The sequence below is a fragment of the Enterovibrio makurazakiensis genome (assembly GCF_050336585.1).
Taxonomy (GTDB): Bacteria; Pseudomonadota; Gammaproteobacteria; order Enterobacterales; family Vibrionaceae; genus Enterovibrio; species Enterovibrio gelatinilyticus.
Map to the genome: position 1 here is coordinate 21307 of NZ_JAKJSE010000045.1, position 6000 is coordinate 27306.

At 43.9% G+C, this 6000-nt stretch carries 4 protein-coding genes; 3 read left to right on the forward strand and 1 reads right to left on the reverse strand.

Features of this window, described 5'->3' with window-relative positions:
• Positions 1-456: 456 nt before the first annotated feature.
• Complete coding sequence (locus L4D06_RS24855; RefSeq protein ID WP_429742124.1) at positions 457-2517, forward strand: hybrid sensor histidine kinase/response regulator; 2061 nt, start codon at positions 457-459, stop codon at positions 2515-2517.
• Between the two features lie 54 nt (positions 2518-2571).
• Here L4D06_RS24855 and cqsA read toward each other — a convergent pair whose 3' ends face one another.
• The gene (gene cqsA / locus L4D06_RS24860) at positions 2572-3738 is read right to left on the reverse strand and encodes an alpha-hydroxyketone-type quorum-sensing autoinducer synthase (RefSeq protein WP_429742118.1); all 1167 of its coding nucleotides are present in this window, start codon (positions 3736-3738) and stop codon (positions 2572-2574) included.
• Between the two features lie 668 nt (positions 3739-4406).
• On the opposite strand from cqsA, the gene L4D06_RS24865 reads away from it, so the two are divergent.
• Positions 4407-5093 (forward strand): CDP-alcohol phosphatidyltransferase family protein, encoded by a 687-nt coding sequence (locus L4D06_RS24865; RefSeq protein ID WP_429742120.1) that lies wholly within the window; start codon positions 4407-4409, stop codon positions 5091-5093.
• On the forward strand, positions 5090-6000 hold a 911-nt coding region (locus L4D06_RS24870), incomplete at its 3' end, for a phosphatidate cytidylyltransferase (protein ID WP_429742122.1). The genes L4D06_RS24865 and L4D06_RS24870, both read left to right, overlap by 4 nt.

Sequence of the window (6000 nt, forward strand, 5' to 3'; positions counted from 1 at the left end):
GAATATGAACACTCATTTTTCTTAGTCTATTAATGATAATATGTGCGTTCGAAACTGGAGTGCCATGAAATATACGCCAGAGCATTAATCAATATATTCATTTTGGCTAAATCCATTCACTTCGATGGGCAAAATACGCAAGATATACCCAAACAACCTGAAGATGCAGGATTCAGCGAGGTTTACTGACGTTATGATCTAGGCATCCCTTTGCCGATGTAGTGGTCTCCATCAAAAAGGGATAACACCGAGCATGGCGTCAGTAAACTCGCCCGAAGGGAGGCCCTCAGTGCGTCCACTTCATCGTTAAATTCCTGTGAAATAGAATGACTATTCCTACAAGAATTTGCCTTGAACTGAACGCACTGATGACCTCTGAAATCGAGCATCTCCAGGTTGATTGGGTATAGACCTTTGGCTGTTAACATTGAACTATGGCAGAATTTTATCAAAAGCATGGAAGCGGCATTTCGCAAAGTTTATCAATACGCTGAACCAAACCTGACGCTCGTGAGCTGGATGGGACTAATTGGCTTTCCGGCTTACTATTTCATTTGGCAATATATATATCCTCAAGCTTATGAAAACTTGCCTCTTCGACTTCTTTGTTGCTTGTTTTTTGTCATTGTATTAGTAAGAAACAAGCTAAGTCCCGTTTTGAAAGAACGTATGCACTGGTTCTATCAAATCGCCATTTCCATTGTTCTTCCCTTCTTTTTCTTCTATATGCTACTGATGAACAATTGGTCCACCGTTTGGCTACTTTCCTTTATGGCCGCAATTTTCCTTCACATATTACTGGTACATATTACTTGGGTCATGTTTGCTCAAACATTGGCAGGTATTACCATGGCAACGATCTGTGCCTGGGCTGAGAAGGGGTATCACCTAGCATTCTCGATGGATTGGACCTACATGCCAGTGTTCCTTTTCATCTACGTTTTCGGGAATTTATTTTTCTTTCGCAATCAACAAGAGCATGAAACCAAAGTATCGATTGCTAAAGTTTTTGGTGCAGGTATTGCTCACGAAATGCGAAACCCGCTCAGTGGTCTTTGCTCTTCCATTGATTTAATACGTTTGACGATTCCGGATCCTAAGGACAGCAACAATCGGGTTTATCAACTTCGCGAAGAAGACGTTTTATTACTCCGTGAGATCAGTGACGACGCGATGAACATCATTCGTGCCGGCAATGAAACCATCGATCTTCTGCTGACGTCCATTGATGAAAACCGCGTTTCCCGCTCAACGTTTAAAAAGCACGCTGTCAAAAATGTGCTGCGACATGCTGTCGATAGTTTTGGTTTCAGGAGCAACACAGACAAAACAGCGATAACGATTAGAAACACCGACACCTTTGATTTTCTTGGCAGCGATACCCTGCTGAAGTACGTTATCTATAATCTGTTTAAAAACGCTTTTCATCATCGAATCGGAGAAAATTTTGCGATAGAGCTGATGGTTGAAGTCGGTGATCGGGAAAATCGAATCATTGTTCGTGACAATGGTCAGGGAATACCCAGTGATATTATTAACCTGATTTTCGAGGATTTTTACACCACAGGAAGAACCGGAAATTATGGACTGGGATTGCCATTCTGCCGAAAAGTCATGCGTTCCTTTGGTGGCGAAATCAGTTGCGATTCTAAGGTCGGGGAGTGGACCGCGTTCACTCTCGCTTTCCCCTCATTTGACTCCTCAATTGCTCAAGATATCAAACACAACCTGATCAAGCTTAAATCGATGCTGATGGTGACCGATGACGTTGATTTGGTCCAGCGTACGACGAAAATCAGCAAAAAAATGGGCTTCAAACTGCAAACTATCGATGTGCTGCACGTTCTGAAGAAGCCCGAGTTTGATTTTGAATACGATGTCATCATTGTCGATTTGGAGAGTGTAGGGACAAATGGGGATGTGCTCGGCCATCTTGAACCTATACTTTCGTTCACTGAAGCAAAAATCATATACCTGCACAACAGTTCATCGACTTGCCATCAATCGCATGCTGTGTACAACCCAACATGGATTGAAGGGCTAGCATGGCGCTTGAATACCCCAATGGTGATTGAGCAGTTATTTTTCGACTCCGTAGATGCTTCAATACCCAACAAGCGTGCACAAACCCCAAGCAATACCGAGACACAAACCATTATGGTAGTGGATGACAGTGAGTCACTCCGCCAAATGACTTCTATCATTTTAGAAAAACAGGGGTTTAACGTTATTCAATGCGCCAATGGTGACAAGGCAATAGCGATGCTTAAACAAGATAAACAGAATGTGGATTTGATTCTGATGGATATCGAAATGCCTGTGATGGATGGGCTGGAAACTTCGCGTCGTATTCGCTCTTCACTCCAAGCTTATGCTGATGTCCCTATTATTGCTCACACAGGTGACAATTCTCGACCCACTCTTGAAAAAATCACATCCTCAGGCATGACAGACTTCATTATCAAACCTTCCGAGCAGCAGCAATTGAGAGACAAAATAACGACCTGGCTTTCATAAAAAGCTCTGCCATTGCAGAGCTTCTTATCCATACATGATTTACCAAGCCTTACTTCAATGGATGGTGAGATCAGAATTTTCATAAGCAGCCTGACAAACTGTCAGCACATGATCTACCTCCCGGTAGCTCATATCTGCATTCAAGGAAAACCGGATCAATGCTTTGTTCTTTGCCGTTGCCGGTGCACAGAAAACCGCACCGAACACACCGTTGCTTTCCAAAAAGTCCCTCACATGTTCTGTGTTTTTCTCATCACCACACTCCAGAGAAATAATTTGGGATTCACTACGGATTTTAAAGCCGATATCACGAAGACCCATGCGTAGCACATCCGATATTTCAAACAAGCGTTTTCGCTTCTCATCGCCCTTTTTTATCACGTCCAATGTCGCATCAAGCCTTGCGACCTCCTGCGGTAGTACAGTAGAACTGAATATCGCAGGGAACGACACAAACGGTAACGCTTTGATAAGGCTCGCTGGACCAAGTACTGCCCCAGCTCGATAAGCAAACGCCTTTGCAAGACTGGTCGTAACAAAGTCGACTTGATCTCGCACTTCCATTTCATTAATTAGGCCCGAGCCATCTGGCCCATGGGTGCCAAGCGAATGCGATTCATCAACCACCAACGCACAATCAAACTCCTGAGCCACTTCGTAGATGGCTCGAAGCGGTGCGATGGTACCGATCGTGCTGTACACCGAGTCAATCAATATAATACCAGGGCCGTTTTTTTTAATTTGTCGTTTAAGGTTTGATACGCTGTTGTGAATAAAAGGAATAATCCGTGCCCCCGCAATCCGGGCACCCTCCCATAGTGACATGTGCGCAAAGAAATCGACATATACGCATGTGTTCGGCTCACAGATGGTTTGCAATAAGCCGATATTCGCCGACCATCCAGATTGAGAGAGTACACACCCCTCCAACCCCACAAACTCCGCCAGACGCTTTTCGAAGTCCGGTTTATGATCCTCATCCTGAAGAAAAACAGCAGACATCACCACATTTTCATTCGACGCAGCAATGGCGTCCACATGCGCTTTCTGAATATTGCTATCAAGACTCAACGACAAATAGTCATTACTTTGCATGATCACCGCACCTTTTCCCGGTCGACTGCTGACGGGCAATGGCCGACCATTTTCATATGGTTCAGTCATATCACGTAGAAACGAATTCAAACGCGCATCGACGAAAGAAGGAAGCTTTTTTCTCATTTTAGATTTATGTTCCATAGGCCTAGCCTCGTCCTGTTAAAGAAAAACGCCGAATTCGGCGCGTTTATTATCAAGAGCAACTTAGAGATACCGCGGAGAGAAATAAGAGGCATCCATATATTGCCCGAATATATGGATATTATGGATGAAACTTGTTTTCCGATTATTTTTAAGTTTGCGAATATCCACACCCACCATATGAGACTCTATTGATATTCATATTGATTTTGATGTGGCTGAAGTTATTTTCCAACAATTTGCCAACAACGGGGACATATACTCTGAGAAAGTCACCATCTAGTCAGTTTCAATGGATTTGTGTTTCTAGGCTCAATCCCGAACTTGCTGCAAGCCATGACTCCATTTGGTTACATGGCTGAAAAGGTGGTGGAATGCAGGAGGAGAGCCCTCGGGGATCCCCTACAATTGCTCGTCGTTGTACTATGCGAAAAGACAAAAATACGTGGGTTTGATGCTATTCGTGTGTCCGAGCATGTCCCATCGGTTGATGTTCATGATTAAATATAATTTAATCATGAAGTTACAATGGAATATATATTTGATTCGCATTTTTGACATTGTATGAGAAAACACCGTTAACTCAGTATATGAAATAAAGATGTAACGCTAAGATAGCTTTTAATATATGGATTTTATTGAGAGCAAGGATGGCCCCACAATTGAATGACGCAAGTCGTCGTCCTCTAGCCGTGCGAAAAAATGCGCTTACGCAACGCATCGCTGTATGGATAAACAACCGTGATATCACGCCCAATCAGATTTCGTTGATGAGTATTGTTTTTGCTGCATTGGGTTTTGCAGCCATGTTCGCGTACCATTTTTTGGGTTCAATCCCTCTTTTACTTGTCACTGTCCTTTGTATTCAAAGTCGTCTGCTTTGTAATTTGTTTGATGGCATGGTGGCTATTGAAGGCGGCAAGAGTACGCCATCAGGTGAATTGTTCAATGATGTACCTGACCGTATTGCTGACCCTTTACTTATCATCGGCGTGGGTTTCGCAACTCAGTATGAAGGTGGAATGTACTTGGCATGGGCTTGTGCCCTCCTTGCTGTTCTGACAGCGTATATTAGGGTACTAGGCGTGAGTATGGGGACAAAGGCTGACTTTCGCGGCCCCATGGCCAAGCAACATAGGATGGCTCTTTTAACGGGTGCGCTCGTGGTGCTTTTTCTTCAAAATTTGACTGGTTTTTCTATCGGCCTTCCTTTCAATATCATTGATTTAGCGTTGGTTGTTATTTTGCTAGGAAGCTTGGCGACATGCTGGCGACGTTTGGTGTTCATCTATCGTGATGTGGAAAACACAGCGTTGAAGAGAGAGGAAAAGTTATGACAACGATTCTTCCCCACTCTCAGCATGTGATGGTCTCTGTTTTTGCTGCGCTAGTTGCGGGCACCGCAGTGTATCTTTGGAAGTCGCGCACCACTCCCGATGGAGATTTTCTTGAATTAAAGCTGAGGATTCGATCTTGGTGGTGGATGGTGGGCATCGTCTTCGTTGCGCTCTTCCTTCCTCTTCAGTACACCATCGTCTTCTTTGGTTTTCTGAGTTTTATGGCGTTGAAAGAGTTTCTTTCAATCGTGCCAATACGCTTAGCCGACCGCAGAGTTATTTTTTGGGCCTACCTTTCCATCCCGCTTCACTATTACTGGTTATCCATTGAATGGTACGGGATGTTTATCATCTTTATTCCTGTCTACATGTTTCTCTATCTGCCAATGGTCGCGGTGTTAATTGGTGATACAAATGGATTTATACGATCAGCGGGTGTGATTCATTGGTCAATGATGCTGACGGTGTTTTGCCTTAGTCACATGGCATATTTGTTGGTTCTTCCGAGTAAAAACCCGGATGCGGGATCACTTGGAATGTTACTTTTCTTGCTGATATTCACCCAGCTCAATGATGTGAGCCAATACGTGAGCGGTAAATGTTTTGGCAAGCGGAAAATCATCCCGAAAGTGAGCCCGAACAAAACGTGGGGAGGATTTATTGGGGGAGGTGTGACGGTTGTCATTCTGTCATATTTTGCTGCTCCTTACTTAACACCCCTCACGCCATTGGAAGGAATGGTCGCAGGACTCATTATTTCAGTGAGCGGGTTTATTGGGGATTTGGTGATTTCCTCGGTAAAGCGAGACCTGAAAATTAAAGATACAGGTCATCTGATTCCTGGTCATGGTGGAATCCTCGATCGCGTTGATAGTTTGATGTTCACAGCGCCGTTGTTCTTTCATTA

Coding starts and splice junctions, on each gene's coding strand:
- L4D06_RS24855 (WP_429742124.1), top strand. CDS start 457: ATGGAAGCGGCATTTCGCAAAGTTTATCAATACGCTGAACCAAACCTG.
- cqsA (WP_429742118.1), bottom strand. CDS start 3,738: ATGAGAAAAAAGCTTCCTTCTTTCGTCGATGCGCGTTTGAATTCGTTT.
- L4D06_RS24865 (WP_429742120.1), top strand. CDS start 4,407: ATGGCCCCACAATTGAATGACGCAAGTCGTCGTCCTCTAGCCGTGCGA.